The organism is Neorhizobium sp. CSC1952 (genome assembly GCF_030378245.1).
Classification (GTDB): domain Bacteria; phylum Pseudomonadota; class Alphaproteobacteria; order Rhizobiales; family Rhizobiaceae; genus Neorhizobium; species Neorhizobium oryzae_A.
This window is the reverse complement of the sequence record NZ_CP128416.1, coordinates 2,040,720-2,055,578: the sequence shown is the minus strand read 5'-3', so window position 1 is coordinate 2,055,578 and position 14,859 is coordinate 2,040,720. Positions and strand designations below refer to the sequence as shown.

Annotated in this window: 13 protein-coding genes; 7 read left to right on the top strand and 6 right to left on the bottom strand. The window is 61.9% G+C overall.

What is annotated here, in order from left to right; translation table 11 throughout:
• Position 1 precedes the first annotated feature (1 nt).
• The gene (locus tag QTA58_RS10205; protein WP_085419849.1) at positions 2-859 is read left to right on the top strand and encodes an ABC transporter permease; all 858 of its coding nucleotides are present in this window, start codon (positions 2-4) and stop codon (positions 857-859) included.
• Positions 859-2,730 (top strand): ABC transporter ATP-binding protein, encoded by a 1,872-nt coding sequence (locus QTA58_RS10200; protein WP_289672681.1) that lies wholly within the window; start codon positions 859-861, stop codon positions 2,728-2,730. The genes QTA58_RS10205 and QTA58_RS10200 overlap by 1 nt, the downstream gene beginning before the upstream one ends.
• A 27-nt stretch (positions 2,731-2,757) precedes the next feature.
• Here the strand turns inward: QTA58_RS10200 and QTA58_RS10195 are convergent, their stop codons facing one another.
• Together QTA58_RS10195 and QTA58_RS10190 are read right to left on the bottom strand one after the other, a co-directional pair.
• Positions 2,758-3,462: a hypothetical protein gene (locus QTA58_RS10195; RefSeq protein WP_289672680.1), complete on the bottom strand. Its 705-nt coding sequence runs from the start codon at positions 3,460-3,462 to the stop codon at positions 2,758-2,760.
• A 168-nt stretch (positions 3,463-3,630) separates the two neighbouring features.
• Positions 3,631-3,831 carry a hypothetical protein gene (locus QTA58_RS10190; protein WP_289672679.1) on the bottom strand — a complete coding sequence of 67 codons (201 nt, stop codon included), beginning with the start codon at positions 3,829-3,831 and terminating at the stop codon, positions 3,631-3,633.
• Here QTA58_RS10190 and QTA58_RS10185 point away from each other — a divergent pair.
• Entirely contained in the window at positions 3,830-4,627 is a 798-nt protein-coding gene (locus tag QTA58_RS10185) for an ABC transporter substrate-binding protein (RefSeq protein WP_289673102.1), read from the top strand. The genes QTA58_RS10190 and QTA58_RS10185 overlap by 2 nt on opposite strands.
• 79 nt (positions 4,628-4,706) lie before the next feature.
• On the top strand, positions 4,707-5,381 hold the full coding sequence (locus QTA58_RS10180; RefSeq protein ID WP_085419853.1) for an amino acid ABC transporter permease: 675 nt from the start codon (positions 4,707-4,709) through the stop codon (positions 5,379-5,381).
• Positions 5,382-5,389: 8 nt separating this feature from the next.
• On the opposite strand, the gene QTA58_RS10175 is transcribed toward QTA58_RS10180, so the two are convergent.
• Positions 5,390-5,905: a MarR family transcriptional regulator gene (locus QTA58_RS10175; RefSeq protein ID WP_289672678.1), complete on the bottom strand. Its 516-nt coding sequence runs from the start codon at positions 5,903-5,905 to the stop codon at positions 5,390-5,392.
• A gap of 70 nt (positions 5,906-5,975) precedes the next feature.
• A complete protein-coding gene (locus QTA58_RS10170) occupies positions 5,976-7,553 on the bottom strand; it encodes an NAD(P)/FAD-dependent oxidoreductase (RefSeq protein WP_289672677.1) in 1,578 nt (525 codons plus the stop codon).
• Positions 7,554-7,867: 314 nt separating this feature from the next.
• On the opposite strand from QTA58_RS10170, the gene QTA58_RS10165 reads away from it, so the two are divergent.
• From QTA58_RS10165 to QTA58_RS10155, 3 genes are all read left to right on the top strand, one after another.
• On the top strand, positions 7,868-8,653 hold the full coding sequence (locus QTA58_RS10165; protein ID WP_085419857.1) for a cyclase family protein: 786 nt from the start codon (positions 7,868-7,870) through the stop codon (positions 8,651-8,653).
• Positions 8,654-8,714: 61 nt separating this feature from the next.
• A complete protein-coding gene (locus tag QTA58_RS10160; RefSeq protein ID WP_289672676.1) occupies positions 8,715-10,304 on the top strand; it encodes an NAD(P)/FAD-dependent oxidoreductase in 1,590 nt (529 codons plus the stop codon).
• Between the two features lie 32 nt (positions 10,305-10,336).
• Positions 10,337-10,846, top strand: a complete 510-nt coding sequence (locus QTA58_RS10155) for a MarR family transcriptional regulator (RefSeq protein ID WP_289672675.1) — start codon at positions 10,337-10,339, stop codon at positions 10,844-10,846.
• Between the two features lie 59 nt (positions 10,847-10,905).
• On the opposite strand, the gene QTA58_RS10150 is transcribed toward QTA58_RS10155, so the two are convergent.
• Positions 10,906-12,267, bottom strand: a complete 1,362-nt coding sequence (locus QTA58_RS10150) for an AcvB/VirJ family lysyl-phosphatidylglycerol hydrolase (RefSeq protein ID WP_289672674.1) — start codon at positions 12,265-12,267, stop codon at positions 10,906-10,908.
• Positions 12,267-14,849: a bifunctional lysylphosphatidylglycerol flippase/synthetase MprF gene (gene mprF, locus QTA58_RS10145; protein ID WP_289672673.1), complete on the bottom strand. Its 2,583-nt coding sequence runs from the start codon at positions 14,847-14,849 to the stop codon at positions 12,267-12,269. The genes QTA58_RS10150 and mprF overlap by 1 nt, the downstream gene beginning before the upstream one ends.
• Positions 14,850-14,859: the final 10 nt, after the last annotated feature.

Genomic DNA, 14,859 nt, shown 5'->3' with positions numbered 1-14,859 from the left:
CATGCGACCGCTTCCGCTCTGGCTGAAATCCGGCCGTGTCCAGACCGGCCTCGTCATCATCTTCATCCTTGCCGTCTGTGCGATCTTCGCGCCCCATCTGGCGCCGAACGATCCGAACGAGCAGAACCTCTTGAGCATCCTGACGCCGCCGGCCTGGGCGGACGGTGGTGACTCCATGTTTCCGCTTGGTACGGACAGTCTCGGCCGTTGCATCCTGTCGCGGCTGATCTACGGTGCCCGGGTGGCGCTGACTGTCGCCTTCACCGCCTCCATCGGTGCCATGATCATCGGCGCGTTCTTCGCCCATATCGCCGGTTATTTCGGTGGCTGGGTCGACTGGCTGATCGGCCGTGTCGTCGAAATCTGGCTCTCCTTCCCGCCGGTCATCCTCTCTCTCATCCTCATGGTCGGCCTCGGCACGGGCCTGCGCAATGTCGTGCTGGCAATCATCCTGGTCGACTGGACGCGCTTCTGTCGCGTGCTGCGAAGCGAGGTGATCGTCCTGCGCCGGCGCGACTATGTCGCTGCCGCCCAGCTCGTCGGCTTCTCCCACTGGCGGACCATCACCCGTGAAATCCTGCCCGGCACGCTGCCGCTGCTCATCACCCTGATGAGCCTGGAAATGGGCGTTGCCGTCATCGTCGAGGCGATCCTCTCCTTCGTCGGCATGAGCGTCGGCTCGGAAACCGCCGCCTGGGGCCAGATGATCGCCGATGCCCGCCAGAACATCTACGAAGCCCCGTTCAACCTGATCGCGCCGATCTTCGCGATTTTCTTCGCGGTTTTCGGCTTCAACATCTTGGGCGACGGGTTGCGCCGCACCCTCGATACGCGCCTCACGCAGACGGAGCGCACCTGATGACCAATTCCCTTGGGCCTATCCTCTCCGCACACAACCTCTGCGTTGAATCGCTCGGCGGGAAGGAAAGCTTTCCGGTCCTGACCGATCTCAACTTCTCGCTCCAGCCAGGCAAGATCCTCGGTCTCGTCGGAGAATCCGGTGCCGGCAAGTCGATGATCGGCCGCACCATCTCGCAATATCTGCCGAACGGTTTCGCGGTCACCCGGGGCACGCTGGAATTCGACGGCGAAGACCTGGTGAGTATGGCGCCGGAACGCCGCCGCAGCCTGCTCGGCCGCGACATCGCCTTCATCCCCCAGGAACCGCTTTCAGGCCTCAATCCGGTCTTGAGCGTCGGCCAGCAGATGAAGGAACATTTGCTGCGCATCGGCCTTGCCCCCGGCGAGAACTGGCGGGAACGGGCTCTGAAGGAATTCGAGGCGGTGCATCTGCCGCATGGCGCAGCGCTGCTCGATAAATATCCGCATCAGCTTTCCGGCGGCATGTGCCAGCGCATCCTGATCGCCATGGCCTTCGCCAGCCACCCGCGCCTCCTCATTGCCGACGAGCCGACCACCGCACTCGACGTGACGATCCAGGCCCGCATCGTCAAGCTCATTGCCGAAATGCAGAAGCGCGACGGCACGGCGGTGATCTTCATCACTCACGACCTCCGGCTGGCTTCGCAGATCAGCGATGAGATCATGGTGCTTTATGCCGGCCGTCCGGCCGAACGCGGGCCTGCAAAACAGCTGTTCTCTGCACCGGCACATCCCTATACGCGCTGTCTGCAGCTCGCCAACCCGACGATCAGCGGCCCGCGCCGGGGCCTCTTCATCCTGCCGGAACGCATGCCGGGCCTGCGCGTCCTGAAGGAGTTGAAAGGCTGCCGCTTTGCTTCACGCTGCCCGAATGCAGTCGAGGCCTGCACCGAGAGCGAGCCGCCGCTTGCCGATATCGGGCCGAACCACATCGCCGCCTGCATCCGTACGGAGAAGACGCCGGAGATCGTGCCGCCGCCATTGGCTCCCCGCCGCCAGGCCACGTCGGCCAAAGCGCATCTGCTGGGCGAAAAGCTTACCAAGGCCTATACGACCGCCTGGAGCCCCTTCGCCAGGCGCAGCAGCTTCAAGGCGGTCAACGGTGTCGATTTCACCCTCGGCGAGGGCGAATTCGTCGGGATCGTCGGCGAGAGCGGCAGCGGCAAGAGCTCGCTCGCCCGCCTGGTCGTCGGCCTCGATACGCCGACCGAGGGCAGGATCACGCTCGCCGGCCGCGACGTGACGGCAAACGACAATGCGGAAAAGGCCTATCGCCGGGAATATATCCAGATGGTGTTCCAGGATCCGCAATCGGCGCTCAACCCGCGACGGCGGATCGGCAGCATCGTCACTCAGGCGAACGAGGCGACCGGCCTGCACAACAGCACCCGTGAACGCATGGACCGGGCCGCCGAGCTGCTCAAGGAAATCGGCCTGCCGCCGGATGCGGCCATGCGTTTTCCCTCTCAGCTTTCCGGCGGCCAGAAACAGCGCGTCAACATCGCCCGCGCGCTCTGCACCCTCCCGCGCATTCTCGTCGCCGACGAGATCGTCTCCGGCCTCGACGTCTCTGTCCAGGCCCAGCTTCTCGACCTGCTCCTGAAGCTGCGCGACGAACACGGCTTCTCGATGATGTTCATCTCGCACGACCTTTCGGTGGTGCGCTATATCTGCGATCGGGTCATGGTCATGTATCGCGGCGAAGTGGTCGAAAGCGGCAAAACGGAAACCGTTTTTGCCGATCCGCAGCATCCCTATACCCGCAGCCTGCTGGCGGCCGTGCCGCCGGACGACGTCAACATGGAATGGTCGCCGGTGCTTTCGGAGGCGAGCTATCAGGTCGAATAGCTTCGCCCCGGATGACCGCTTTATCGTTCAGGGCCGAATAGTCCGCGTCTCCATCGGATAATGGGAATTGCCGCCTTCGAAGGGCGGAAAGGTCTTGAAATCCTCACGCATGGCGATGCGCGCAGGCGATTGCAGTGCCATCTGCAGCGCTGCCGGGCTGTCGAACATCACCCGGTTTCGCTGCATGTGGTTGACCCGCTCCCACGGCAGGAAACCGCACCAGTCGATGCGCGACAGCACCTCGATCTGCCGGATGCCCGGAAAAGTCCGCATCACCTGAGGATGATGGCTGACATAATGGTGCATCCAGACGTTCAGGTCCTCGGCCGGCCCGGTATAATGTACGACGTAGGAGCAGGGATTGCCGTTCTTTTCGACATCGAGCTTGCCGTCGTCGACCGGAAAAGGCCGCACATACATGGCCTGCTGCGTCGCCCTGGCACCGCGGATGCTGGAGAGCACGCCGGAAGCCGCGAGCTGCTGCAGGTGGCCCGCCGGCGCCATGGCGTCCTCAAGCTCGGTCAGCTCGTTGAAATAAAGCTGCATGCCGAAGACCGGCGGCAGTTCCTTCGCATTGAACATGTCGTCGGTGGTCTCGGGCGTATAAAAATTCGCCGATGTAAGCCCCGGTGTCAGTCTGACGATCTCCGCAACGGTCTCGACATCCGCCTCGCTCACGGCAAGCTGGCTGCCGTCGGTGTTCTCAAAGAAGGCGAAATAGGCAAAACGCATGGCTGGATTTCCTGCTTTTCTAAGGTCGCAACGCTTGGGCGGCGGCCTCGTTCCCCGATCGATTGGCTCACTATCGGACCATAGCCGAGGAAAAACAAGTTTAGGCCTAAACTATTTTTACAATGCGCTTTACCGCCGGTAACACCCATGCGGGACATGATTTAAGCTTCAATCTTTTCGCTTGAAACCGGCCGGATTTTGCATCACGATCCCCTCCAAACGCGCGTTGAAAGAGGATATGGAACGCTTGCGGCATCGCTCTTGGGGGAGAGCCCGATCCTGTTCATTCCATTCATCGCCAAGAAGAAAGAACAGATTGATCGGGAGAGAGCCTCCGGTCACGAACAGAGGGAACGAAATCATGACCATGACCCTTTTCCGCCGCGCCTTCATGGGCCTTGCGGGCGCTGCCGTCTTGTCCCTTGCGGGCGCCGGCCTCGCATCCGCCGAAGCGCTCGTCGTCGGCTCCTATCCGAGCAATCCGCCCTTCGAATACAAGACAGCGGACGGCAAGTTTGAGGGCTTCGAGGTCGACATCGTCAATGAGGTAGCCAAACGGCTCGGCATGACGGTCGAAATTTCCGACCTCGGTTTTCAGGCTCTGTTCGCCGCCGTCTCCTCCAGGCGCATCGACGTGGCGATCTCCTCCATCACCATCACCAAGGAGCGCCTCGCCAGCCAGTCCTTCACCCAGCCCTATTATGATTCCGACATGGGTATCGCCACACGCAAGGAAGCGAACCTTTCCGCGGTCGAGGATCTGAAGGGTAAGGTTGTCGGCGTATTGGCCGGCTCCACCGGCGACAAGTGGAGCAAGGACAACCAGGCGAAATACGGCATCAGCGAAATCAAGAGCTACAATGCCCAGCAGGACCTGCTGATGGATCTCTCCGCCGGCCGCGCCGACGCTGCCGTCAGCGACGTTCCCGGCATGGAATACGCTTTCCTCAAGATGAAGGACCTCGCCGTCAAGGTTCGCATCAAGACCGGCGAACAGTATGGCCTAATGATGAGCAAGGACCACCCGCTGCTTCTCAAGGCGAATGATGCTATCACCGCGATGAAGAAGGACGGCACGCTCGCGGCCATCCACAAGAAGTGGTTCGGCAGCGATCCGGCCGCTGGCTCCGCCTCCGCCGTGGAACAGCCCCTGCCGAAACCCTGAGCCGGCTACCGGTCGCTTCCACTTCAATCATGCCGGCCGGCGACGGCCGGCATTTTCATGACCCATAGGGCAGACGGACATGACCCTCCTTGAAACATTCTTCAATCTCGAAGTCCTGGGCCTCTCCTTTTTCCCGCTCTTGCGCGGATTGGTGAACACCTTCCTGCTCGGCATCGCCGGCATCGGTTTCGGCATTCCCTGCGGCTTGGTGATCGGGCTGCTGCGTCTCTACGCCCCGAAGCCGGTGCGCTACCTTATGGTGCTCTATATCGACATCTTCCGCGCCGCGCCCATGCTGGTCGTGCTGATCATGATCTATTACGCGCTTCCCTTTGTCGGCATCCGGCTTTCCTCCTGGACCTCCGCGGGGCTCGCTTTCTCGATCGTCATGGCCGCCTATTCGGCCGAGGTCTTCCGCTCCGGCATCGAGAGCATTCCGAAGGGCCAGTTCGAGGCCGCCTCCGCCCTCGGCCTTCCTTTTCTCGTGACGCTCCGCAAGGTCGTGCTGCCGCAGGCTATCCGCATCGTCATCCCGCCGATGACGAACAACTGCGTCTCGATGTTCAAGGATACGTCGCTCGCCTCGACGGTCGCCCTTCCTGAACTCCTGAAGGAAGCGACCGATGCCCAGGCGCTGCACGCCAATCCGACGCCGCTGATCGGCGCGGCGCTGATCTACATCGCCTTCCTCTGGCCGATGGTGCGGCTGGTCAGCCTGCTCGAAAAGAAATTCAACAAGGAAAAGAAGCGGTAGTTCGAGAACTATTCGAAGACGGCGCCGGAAAGATGATTGCTCGCTGAATTCTTCACCGCTCCGATTTCGGACCAGAGTGCCGTAATCATGTGCGGATCGACATCCGCCATCATCTCCTGCAGCCAGCTTTCGTGTGCGGCGGCCATCGCGGCAAAAAACGTCGTGCCATTTTCGGTAAGCTTCGCGACGGTAACGCGCCGATCGCCGTCCGGCGTCACCCGCTGGACATAACCATCCGCTTCGAGCCGCTCGACAAGGCCGGTGACATTGCCGTTCGTCACCATGGTGCGCTTCGAAAGCTCTCCGAGGCGCAGGCCCTCCTTCTCGCGGTAGAGCTGCGCCATCAGATCGAATTGCGGCAGCGTCGCGCCGAATTCGGTTCTCAGCCGCCGGCGGATTTCCTGGCTGATCAGCTTGGTGGTCGAGAGCATGCGCAACCAGAGACGCAATTCGGGCTTCGAGCGCCCCTGCGCCCCATGCACGATGATCTCCAGATCGACGTTGATCGCTTCCGCTTCTGCCATTCCGAATGCAGCCTCTTTCACCGGGGAAAGCTCTAAAAGCTGATATTTGAAATGTCAAAGGTTCGTGCGCTCAGCGCTTGCCGGCCAGCATCTTCGCCAGCATGAAGCCCGAACCGGCCCCCGTGCCCGCTCCCGGCCACGTCGAGGCGCCGCAGAGATAGAGCGACTTCACCGGCGTCCTGTAACGCGAATAACCTGCGACCGGCCGGAACAGGAAATTCTGGTCGAGATGGTGACTTCCCGAAAGATTGTCGCCGCCGATGAGGTTCGGGTTTTCCCGCTCGAGATCGAGCGGCGAGAAGACTGCCCGGCCGAGGATTTTTGCTTTCATGCCGGGCGCGTAACCCTCAAGGATATCCAGCGCGCGATCCGCATAAGCTTCCTTGACTTCATCCCAGTCGGTGCCCGCGATCATGCCCGACGCGTCACCGCGGATCTCCGCGGGCAGCACGCGCACTTGCACCCAGAGCACATGGTTGCCTTCCGGCGCCCGGGAGGGATCCAGCGCCGTCGGCTGACCGATCACCAGTGCCGGCTCCGTCGGCAAGAGGCCGGCCATAGCCTCGGAATAAACCCGCGACATCATGGCGAGATCAGGCGCCACGTGCACATAGGCGAAACTCTTCAGAGCCTCGCCAGCCTTCCAGTCCGGCAGGTCCTCCATCGCCAGATGGATCATCATCGTACCCGGACCGGCGCGGAAATTCGCAATTCTGCGGTCAAAAGCCTCACGTGCCGGATCGGTGTCGACCAGTTTGCCGAAGAGCAGTTTGGGATGTGCGTTGGAAATGACCGCCTTGCGCGCAGCGATAACCCGACCATCTGCGAGCCTTACGCCGGTTGCCGTGCCGCTCGACACCTCGACCCTCTCCACCGGTGTGCCGAGCAGCAGTTCGCCGCCCTTGGCCTTCAGAAGTCCCGTCATGGCCTTGACGATGGTATCGGCGCCGCCCTGGCCGATCACCATTCCAAAAGCCTGGTTCGCCATGCTTTCGAGATAAGGGAAGAGCGCACCGCCCGCGACATCTGGAGCGAAATCGAGATGCAGGCCCCAGGCGCTCATCATCGCCTTGACCTTGTCGTTCTGGAAACGGGCGTCGAGGAAATCCCGCGGCGAGGCGAGCAGCATGCGCGCCGTGTCGTAGAGCCAACCGCTTCTCCTCTCGCGCCAGGCTTTCCAGACCACTTTCGCGGCGGCAAGAGAGGGCATGGGCGAACCGAGCAATCCAAAGATATGCGGTGCATCGGCCCCGAACTCGGCAAAAAGCTTCCGCCATGCAGCGGCGTCCGCGGAAGAGATCGCGGCGATTGCGCCGGCGGTTTCCTCGATGTCGGTCGAGACACCCAGACAGGTCCCGTCCCGGAAGACGCTGGCGAAGCAATGCTTGGCCGGAACAAGGCCAAGCCCATGGCTGATCAGCTCTTCCTTATAGGCTGCAAAAAACGGCGAACCGGCGAACATGGAGAGATTCATGGCGGCGAAATCGTGCCGGAAGCCCGGCAGCGTCAATTCGCGGGTTTTCACCGCGCCGCCCGGCTCGTCCCTGCCTTCGATCACCGCCACCGACCAGCCTTGCGCGGCGAGATGGATAGCCGACGCGAGCCCGTTATGGCCGGCTCCGATCACCACCGCATCATAGGCTGTCATCCTCGTCCCCTCAGTTTCTTTATTTATCCATATGCATACATTTTCCCCAAAACACATCAAGAGCCTCAGTCAACCTGCGGGCGTGGAGCCGTGTATGGCGGCAGACACTCCGCATAGCTATGCACCGACTTGAGGCGAGTTCCGCTCCTTCTTCGGTCCGGCTCAGATGGGCAGAAATTGCAAAGAGAAGCTCCGCCGGATTGCTTGCATCCTCATATTTTCTGCAATAGGCTCCGCTATCGGTAAGCGGCACCCGGAGAGGAAACCGGCTGCCGCCCGGCTTACGAAACCGGTCATTCAAGGGGAACCTGATCATGTCTTCCAACGCTCTTTCCAGTCTTGCTTCTGCTCTTCTTTCCGGCTCGGTCAAGGTGGTCGACCTGACGGCGCCGCTTGGTCCGGACACCCCCGTCCTCTACCTCCCGCCGCAGTTCGGCAAGAACACGCCGAAGGTCGCCGTCCACACGATCTCGGCCTACGATCAGGACGGCCCCTTCTGGGCTTGGAACTGGCTGGAACTCGGCGAGCATACCGGCACCCATTTCGACGCGCCCTGTCATTGGATCACCGGCAAGGACAATCCGAAGAACACGACCGATACCATTCCGCCGCAGAATTTCGTCGCTCCCGTCAACGTCATCGACCGCTCCAAGGAAGCCGCCGAAAACCCGGACTACCTGCTGACCGTCGAGAGCATCAAGGAATGGGAAGCCGAGCACGGCGAAATCGAAGCCGGTACCTGGGTGCTGATGCGCTCCGACTGGTATAAGCGCAACGGCTCCACCGAAACCTTCCTCAACGCCGACGAGAACGGCCCGCACTCTCCGGGCCCGACCGCCGAAGCGATCGAATACCTGTTGTCCAAGGGCATCATCGGCTGGGGTCAGGAAACGGTCGGCACCGACGCGGGTTCGGCCGGCGGCATGAACCCACCCTTCCCCGCGCACAACCTCATGCACAAGAACAACAAGTATGGTCTCGCTTCGCTCTCGAACCTCGACCAGCTTCCGCCGAAAGGTGCCGTGCTGATCGCCGCCCCGCTCAAGATCGTCAAGGGCACCGGCTCGCCGGTCCGCGCGCTGGCGCTTATCGCCGGCTGAGCCTTCCGGGCCGGATCGCTCGCGGTCCAGCCCTTTCTGTATCCGGCGGAGAGAAGGCGGCATGGCGGATTTCGATTACATCATCGTCGGCAGCGGCATCAATGCGCTGGTCGCCGCCGCCATGCTCGTCAAGAAGGGCAAAAAGGTACTTGTCCTGGAGCGCAACGACCGCATCGGCGGCTGCCTCCATACGGAGGAGATCACCGAACCCGGCTTCGTTCACGACGTGATGGCAACCACGATGGTGCTCTTCCTCACCTCTCCTGCCTATGGTGCGCTCGGCAAGGATCTTGAAGCGCGCGGCCTCGAATTCGCCCATGCGGACCTGCCGACAGGCGTGCTGCGGCCCGATGGTTCGTCGGTCATCCTTTCAAAGGACCGGCAGCGCAATATCGCAACCTTCGAGGCTCTGGCGGCGGGCGACGGCAAGACGTTCGACAGGGAAATGAACCTGCTCGGAGCGGATGCCCCCTTTCTTTTCTCGCTGCTCGGCGGCGCGCTCTGGTCCGGCACGACCTTGAGAACCGTCGCCAGGCAGGGCTGGGGCAAAGGCCTGCGCCGGCTTGCCGCCTGGTTCGGCGATGCGTTGACGCCGGCGCGCGGCTATCTCGAAACCACATACGAATCGGATGCTACCCATGCCCTCTGGGCTCCATGGGTGCTGCATTGCGGGCTTTCGCCGGAAAGCGCCTATTCCGCCGAAATGATCAAAGTGATCGGTTTCGCGATCGAGCTTGCCGGCTGCCCGATCGTCAAGGGAGGTGCGGTCAATCTCGTCAAAGCCTTCGAGCGGCTGATCGCCGATCAAGGTGGTGCGGTCCGCACCGGCGCCGATGTCGAACGCATTCTCTCCGACGCCGGGGACAAAGCCGCTGGCGTACGGCTCTCGGGTGGCGAAGCGATCGACGCAGCATCGGGGATCATCTGCTCCACGACGCCCCACCAACTCTATGACCGACTGCTCAAGGATTGGCCGCAGCCCGCTCCGGAAGAAATCCGCGAAGGCGTTGCCCGCTACCGCTACGGCAAAGGCAACATGCAGATTCATTATGCCCTTTCCGCGCCGCCGCGCTGGAAGGGTGATCCGGAACTGGGCAAGGTCGCGCTCCTGCATCTGACGCCGGGCCTCGACGGTGTTTCGCGCGCCACCAACGAATGCGAACGCGGATTGCTTCCTGCCGAACCGACGGTCTGCGTCGGCCAGCCGGCGAGCTTCGACTCATCGAGAGCGCCGGAAGGAAAATCGATCCTGTGGCTTCAGCTGCCCGAAGCACCGCGCTTCATCAAGGGTGATGCCGCCGGCGAGATCGAGATACCGGCCGATGGCCGCTGGAGCGAGAACGTGCGCGAGCGCTATGCCGATCGGATAGAGGCGCTGCTCGCCCACCACATCGAGAACTTCTCGGAGATAAAACTTGCCCGCCGGGCCTATTCGCCCGCCGATCTCGAAGGAATGAACATGAACCTTGTGGGTGGCGATCCCTATGGCGGCTTCTGCGGCTTGGACCAGTTTTTCCTCTGGCGGCCCTTCAAGTCGTCTGTTAACCACCGCACCCACGTGCCGGGCCTTTACCATATCGGCGCCTCGACCCATCCGGGACCGGGGCTCGCGGGCGGCTCCGGCTTTCTGCTGGCATCGTCGCTGCGCTGAAGACGCGGCGGCCTGAGACATAAAGAGGGCTTATGGCAGAACGGTTTTCAGGCGTGGTGCTGCGCCGGCATCAGGAAGGCGATCAGGTGGACCGTCCGACCATGGGCGAGATCGGCCTCAACCATTTTGCGCCCTACCTGATGAACCGCATCATCGCCCGCTGGAACTCCAACATGGCGGAGGAGCTGCGGGAATACGACCTGTCGACTGCCAAGATGCGTACGCTCGCGGTCTTGAGCGTCTCCGCTTCGCTCACCATCAACGAACTCTCGGTCTTCGCCGTTATCGAGCAATCCACCATGAGCCGAACGCTCGATTCACTCGAGGAACAGGGCTACATCCGCCGCACGCCGCGGCCGGAGGACATGCGGATCCGCGATGTGACGATCACGGAAGAAGGGCGTGCGGCCTTCGCGCGCTTCTGGCCGGCCATGTACGATTCGCTCTTGAGGATGTTCGACGGCATCGACGAAGAGGAATATCGCGCCTTCACCGGCACGCTCCACAAAATTCTCGTCAACATCCGCAAGCACGAGATCTGAAACATACTGCCGGGCACGGGAGACGCTCCGGGCGACCTGCGAAGAAGAAACCAAAGCGTCTATTTCAAGCGCCCCTGCAGGCTGTCGCGAATCCGCTTGCCGAGCGCCTGATAGTTCTCATCGAAATGATGTCCGCCGTCGATCGGCACGACCTCGACGCCGCGGTCCTTGAGCATGGGGCAGGGATCGTCATCCTCATCCGTGCCGTAGACGCATTGGATGAGCTTCGGATCGATCTCGGCGATATCGTTCATGGGATCGCCGCCCCCGCCGTCCGAGGCGACGCCGAGCCAGCCGGTGACGGAGATTTCATAGTCCACTTCATGGGACAGGCCGAGCAGCGTGATCTGCTTCACTCTGGCTTTGTCGGCGGCCGGCAGGAGATTGTAGGTTGCAGGTATCACGTCGGCGCCGAACGAATAACCGATCAGCATCACGTTCTCGACCCCCCAATGGCGCCGGTAGTGTTCGATGATCTTCGCGAGATCGTCGGCAGTTCCCTGCGGCGTGCGCTCGGACCAGAAATAGCGCAGCGAATCCACTCCGACCGTCGGAATGCCCTGGGATTGCAGGTAGCCGCCCACTTCGCTGTCGAGGTCGCGCCAGCCGCCGTCGCCGGAATAGATGACCGCCATGGTGTTCATGGCCGGCTTGGCGTCGAGAACCGTGAGCGGCAGGTCGAGCGGCTGGCTGTTCTGGCCCGCAGCCGCAATATGCTCCAGGAGGACCCGGGACAAGGCCGCATCCGGTGTCTCGCCGGAATCCACAAGCTCCACTTCCGGATGTTCCTGCTTCAGGCGCTGGCCGTGCGCCTTGCCGGCAGCGTCCCCGGAAATGGTCGAGACGATCGTCACGGCAGCAGGGAGGGCCCCGTCGTCGAAGCCGTAAACAATCCGGTTGCCGACCACCTGCTTCGAAGCCGGCGTGCAGAGCTCCTTGGCAAGTGGAATTCCCGCCAGCGGATCGACTGCGATCGCTTCGCCGATCGTCGCATTGGGACTCTGGGAGATCATCGCCAGCGCCAGAGCGCCACCCTCTCCGATGCCGGCAACGATCGGGTGCCGGTAGTTCGGGTTGCCGATCCGCCGCTGCACCTGCTGAGACACGTCCTCGATGTCGGAGACCATATAGATGCAATCGCCGTCATCGGCGGCGAGCGACTTGATGTAGCTGGGAAAGTCGATGCCGACGACGGCGGCGCCCGCATTCTGCAGCGCCTGGGCCTGCGTCTCCTCCTCGGCGCCCCAGCCCTGCGCATCCGAAATCAGGAAAACGATGCCCTGCAGATCGTTGCCGTTGTTCGGCAGCATGATGTGCGGCGACGGGATCATGCCCGTCTGATAATCCTGCTGCTGGGCAGCAGCCGTTACGGTCCAGAACAACAGACCCGCAAGCACGATGCAAAAAGACCGCAGAGACATCATTTACCGACCACTCCTCTCAAGCCGCCGCCGATCAGAAGCGTCGCGTCCATCATCACGATGGCGGGGCTGACGCCGCCCGCCACAGCCAGATAACGCGGCTCCCAAATGGGATTGAACTTCGACTTGAAAGCCTTCAACCCTTTGAAATTGTAGAACCGTTCACCATGCTCGAACACCACGCTGCCGATCCGGTCCCAAGCGAGCGCCGCCTCGCGTGTGGACATGCCGGAAAGCGGCGCCATGCCGAGATTGAAACGTGCATAACCGGCATCGCGAAGATATTCCATGATCTTCACGAATAGAAAGTCCATCGAACCTTTCGGCGCATCCGGCAAGAAGCGCATCAGATCGACGGTTCCCTCCTGTTTCGTATCGGTGACGCAAAGCGTTGCGAAGGCGACGATCTGTCCCGCCTTGCGCAGAATTGCCACCGGCTGGGAAGCGACATAATCGTCCCGAAAGGCGCCCAGCGAAAAGGTTTTTTCGCGCGTATCATGCTCGGCGAGCCAGGCGTCGGAAACCCGCCTCAGCTCTTCGATCGACGCCATCACGTCCGGCGGATCGATGATGGAAAACTCCAGCCCCTCGCGCACGCCTTTGTTGAGCGCTTGGCGAAGCCCGGCGAGACGCCCGCCCTTGAGATCGAAGCGTGAGAGATCGACGATCGCCAGTTCGCCGAGTCTGAAGGCTCTCAACCCTGCATCGGCGCAATGGGAAAGAAGGCCGGGCGATATCTGGTAGAAGACCGCCCGCCCACCCTGGGTGCGCGCCTCCTCGACGAAACGCCAAACGAGATCGGCCATTTCTTCCTGCGGTCCGACCGGATCGAAAAGCGCGATCCACGAACGGCCCTGGATGCCGTACATGATGAAAGCCTTGCCGCTGTCAGAAAACATCAGCCGCTTGTCGCCCATTCTGACAAGGTTGGCGTCGGCATTGCCCTGCGCCATCGCAATCTCGATCGCGCGGTCGAGATCGCCGGAGGTCGAAAGCGGCGAACGGCGGACAGCCGGCCGCAGCAGGCTGAAAAGCGAGATGCTTGCCGCAAAGATCGCCAGCCCCAGAACGGCACGCAAACCGCGGGGCGCTTCCTCGGAGAATTCGAACTGCCACCAGAGCTGATGGCTATATTCCACCTCGCGGTAGACGAAGAGCAGCATGGTGACCGCCGCAGCCACGATGATGAACATTGCCGCAATCCAGCTCGGCGTCAGCACCTGGCCGAACAACGACGCGCGACGGTCGAACTGCTTTGCGCTGAGAAAAAGACCTGCCAGAAGGACGATGAGAAACGCTGCCTCGAAGGGGGCGATCGCGCGCACGAAGGCGAAGACGAGCGCCAGCGCGCTGCAGATCATCCCTGTCCACCAGGCCCCGTCCAATCGTGCGCCGATCCCGCGTGCTGCTACGAACAGGATGAGGCCGAGAATGCTGGAGATGAAATGCGCGCCTTCGACGAACGGCAGCGGCAGATAGCCGGAAAGGAAATCGAGGTCGGAATCCGGCGTCGGCGTCACGCTGGAAAAGATCAGCATGGCACCGGCGATGATCGCGAATGTCGCAAGCAGCGGCGGTGCAAGCCGGAATTCCAGTTTTCGAAGCGTCGAGGCGACCGGATGATAGGCAAGCTGGCGGATTTCGACGCCGATCACCACCAATGTCGCGATGAGCAGCGGTAGTACGTGATAGATGACACGGTAGAGAACCAGGCTGCCGAGTACCTGATCGATGCTGACCGTATTGCCGAGGGCTGCGACGATCACCGTCTCGAAGACGCCGAGGCCGGCCGGCACGTGGCTCAGCACGCCAAGGCCGACAGCGGTAGCATAGATCGCCAGGAAGGACGGCCAGCCGATCTCCGTCTGTGGCAGGAGGACGTAAAGGACGGATGCCGAGGCTGCGATGTCGAGCGCCGTGATGAGGAACTGCTGCGAAGACGTGCGGGTATCCGGCAGACGGATGCTCAGCCCGCCGACCGAGATCGTCCGCCCGTCTCGTCCGAGGATCACCAGGGCGGAAAGCACCACGATGATCAGGATCGCTCCGGCGCGGACCCAGCCGCCCTCTATTCCCAGGATTGCTCCGATTCTCGGCGCGGTGACGAGGGAGGCAAGCGCGGTGACGGAGAGCAGCCCGAGGCCGAAAGCCAGCGTCACGAAGGCGATGACCCGGCCGACATCGTCCGGCGAAAGGCCGAGCCGCGAATACGCCCGGAAACGTATGGCACCACCGCTCAATGCCCCGAAACCGGCCGTGTTGCCGACCGCATAGGCGCTGAAAGCCGTCATGGCGACCGGCACGAAAGGCAGCGACCGGCCGATATAGGTGAGCGCGTTCACGTCGTAGCCGACGAGGGCGGCAAAACTCAATGCGGTGAAAAAGACGGCAAGACCGATCGAAGACCAGCGTGTATTGCCAAGTGCTTCGATCACATCGTCATAGCTCACCTCGGTGGTCAGATCATAGATCGCAAACGTGGTGAATGCGAAAACCGCCAGCATCGCCAGAGCGATGAGGTAAGGGCGGTACGCCTCAAGAAGGTCTCGAAAGCGGCTAGGCTGACGATCCGTTGTTTCCATTTCAATTGCC

What these genes read in the sequence shown, in the direction of transcription:
- QTA58_RS10205 (WP_085419849.1), top strand. Translation starts at nt 2, where the DNA reads ATGCGACCGCTTCCGCTCTGGCTGAAATCCGGCCGTGTCCAGACCGGC.
- QTA58_RS10200 (WP_289672681.1), top strand. Translation starts at nt 859, where the DNA reads ATGACCAATTCCCTTGGGCCTATCCTCTCCGCACACAACCTCTGCGTT.
- QTA58_RS10195 (WP_289672680.1), bottom strand. Translation starts at nt 3,462, where the DNA reads ATGCGTTTTGCCTATTTCGCCTTCTTTGAGAACACCGACGGCAGCCAG.
- QTA58_RS10185 (WP_289673102.1), top strand. Translation starts at nt 3,830, where the DNA reads ATGACCCTTTTCCGCCGCGCCTTCATGGGCCTTGCGGGCGCTGCCGTC.
- QTA58_RS10190 (WP_289672679.1), bottom strand. Translation starts at nt 3,831, where the DNA reads ATGGTCATGATTTCGTTCCCTCTGTTCGTGACCGGAGGCTCTCTCCCG.
- QTA58_RS10180 (WP_085419853.1), top strand. Translation starts at nt 4,707, where the DNA reads ATGACCCTCCTTGAAACATTCTTCAATCTCGAAGTCCTGGGCCTCTCC.
- QTA58_RS10175 (WP_289672678.1), bottom strand. Translation starts at nt 5,905, where the DNA reads ATGGCAGAAGCGGAAGCGATCAACGTCGATCTGGAGATCATCGTGCAT.
- QTA58_RS10170 (WP_289672677.1), bottom strand. Translation starts at nt 7,553, where the DNA reads ATGACAGCCTATGATGCGGTGGTGATCGGAGCCGGCCATAACGGGCTC.
- QTA58_RS10165 (WP_085419857.1), top strand. Translation starts at nt 7,868, where the DNA reads ATGTCTTCCAACGCTCTTTCCAGTCTTGCTTCTGCTCTTCTTTCCGGC.
- QTA58_RS10160 (WP_289672676.1), top strand. Translation starts at nt 8,715, where the DNA reads ATGGCGGATTTCGATTACATCATCGTCGGCAGCGGCATCAATGCGCTG.
- QTA58_RS10155 (WP_289672675.1), top strand. Translation starts at nt 10,337, where the DNA reads ATGGCAGAACGGTTTTCAGGCGTGGTGCTGCGCCGGCATCAGGAAGGC.
- QTA58_RS10150 (WP_289672674.1), bottom strand. Translation starts at nt 12,267, where the DNA reads ATGTCTCTGCGGTCTTTTTGCATCGTGCTTGCGGGTCTGTTGTTCTGG.
- mprF (WP_289672673.1), bottom strand. Translation starts at nt 14,849, where the DNA reads ATGGAAACAACGGATCGTCAGCCTAGCCGCTTTCGAGACCTTCTTGAG.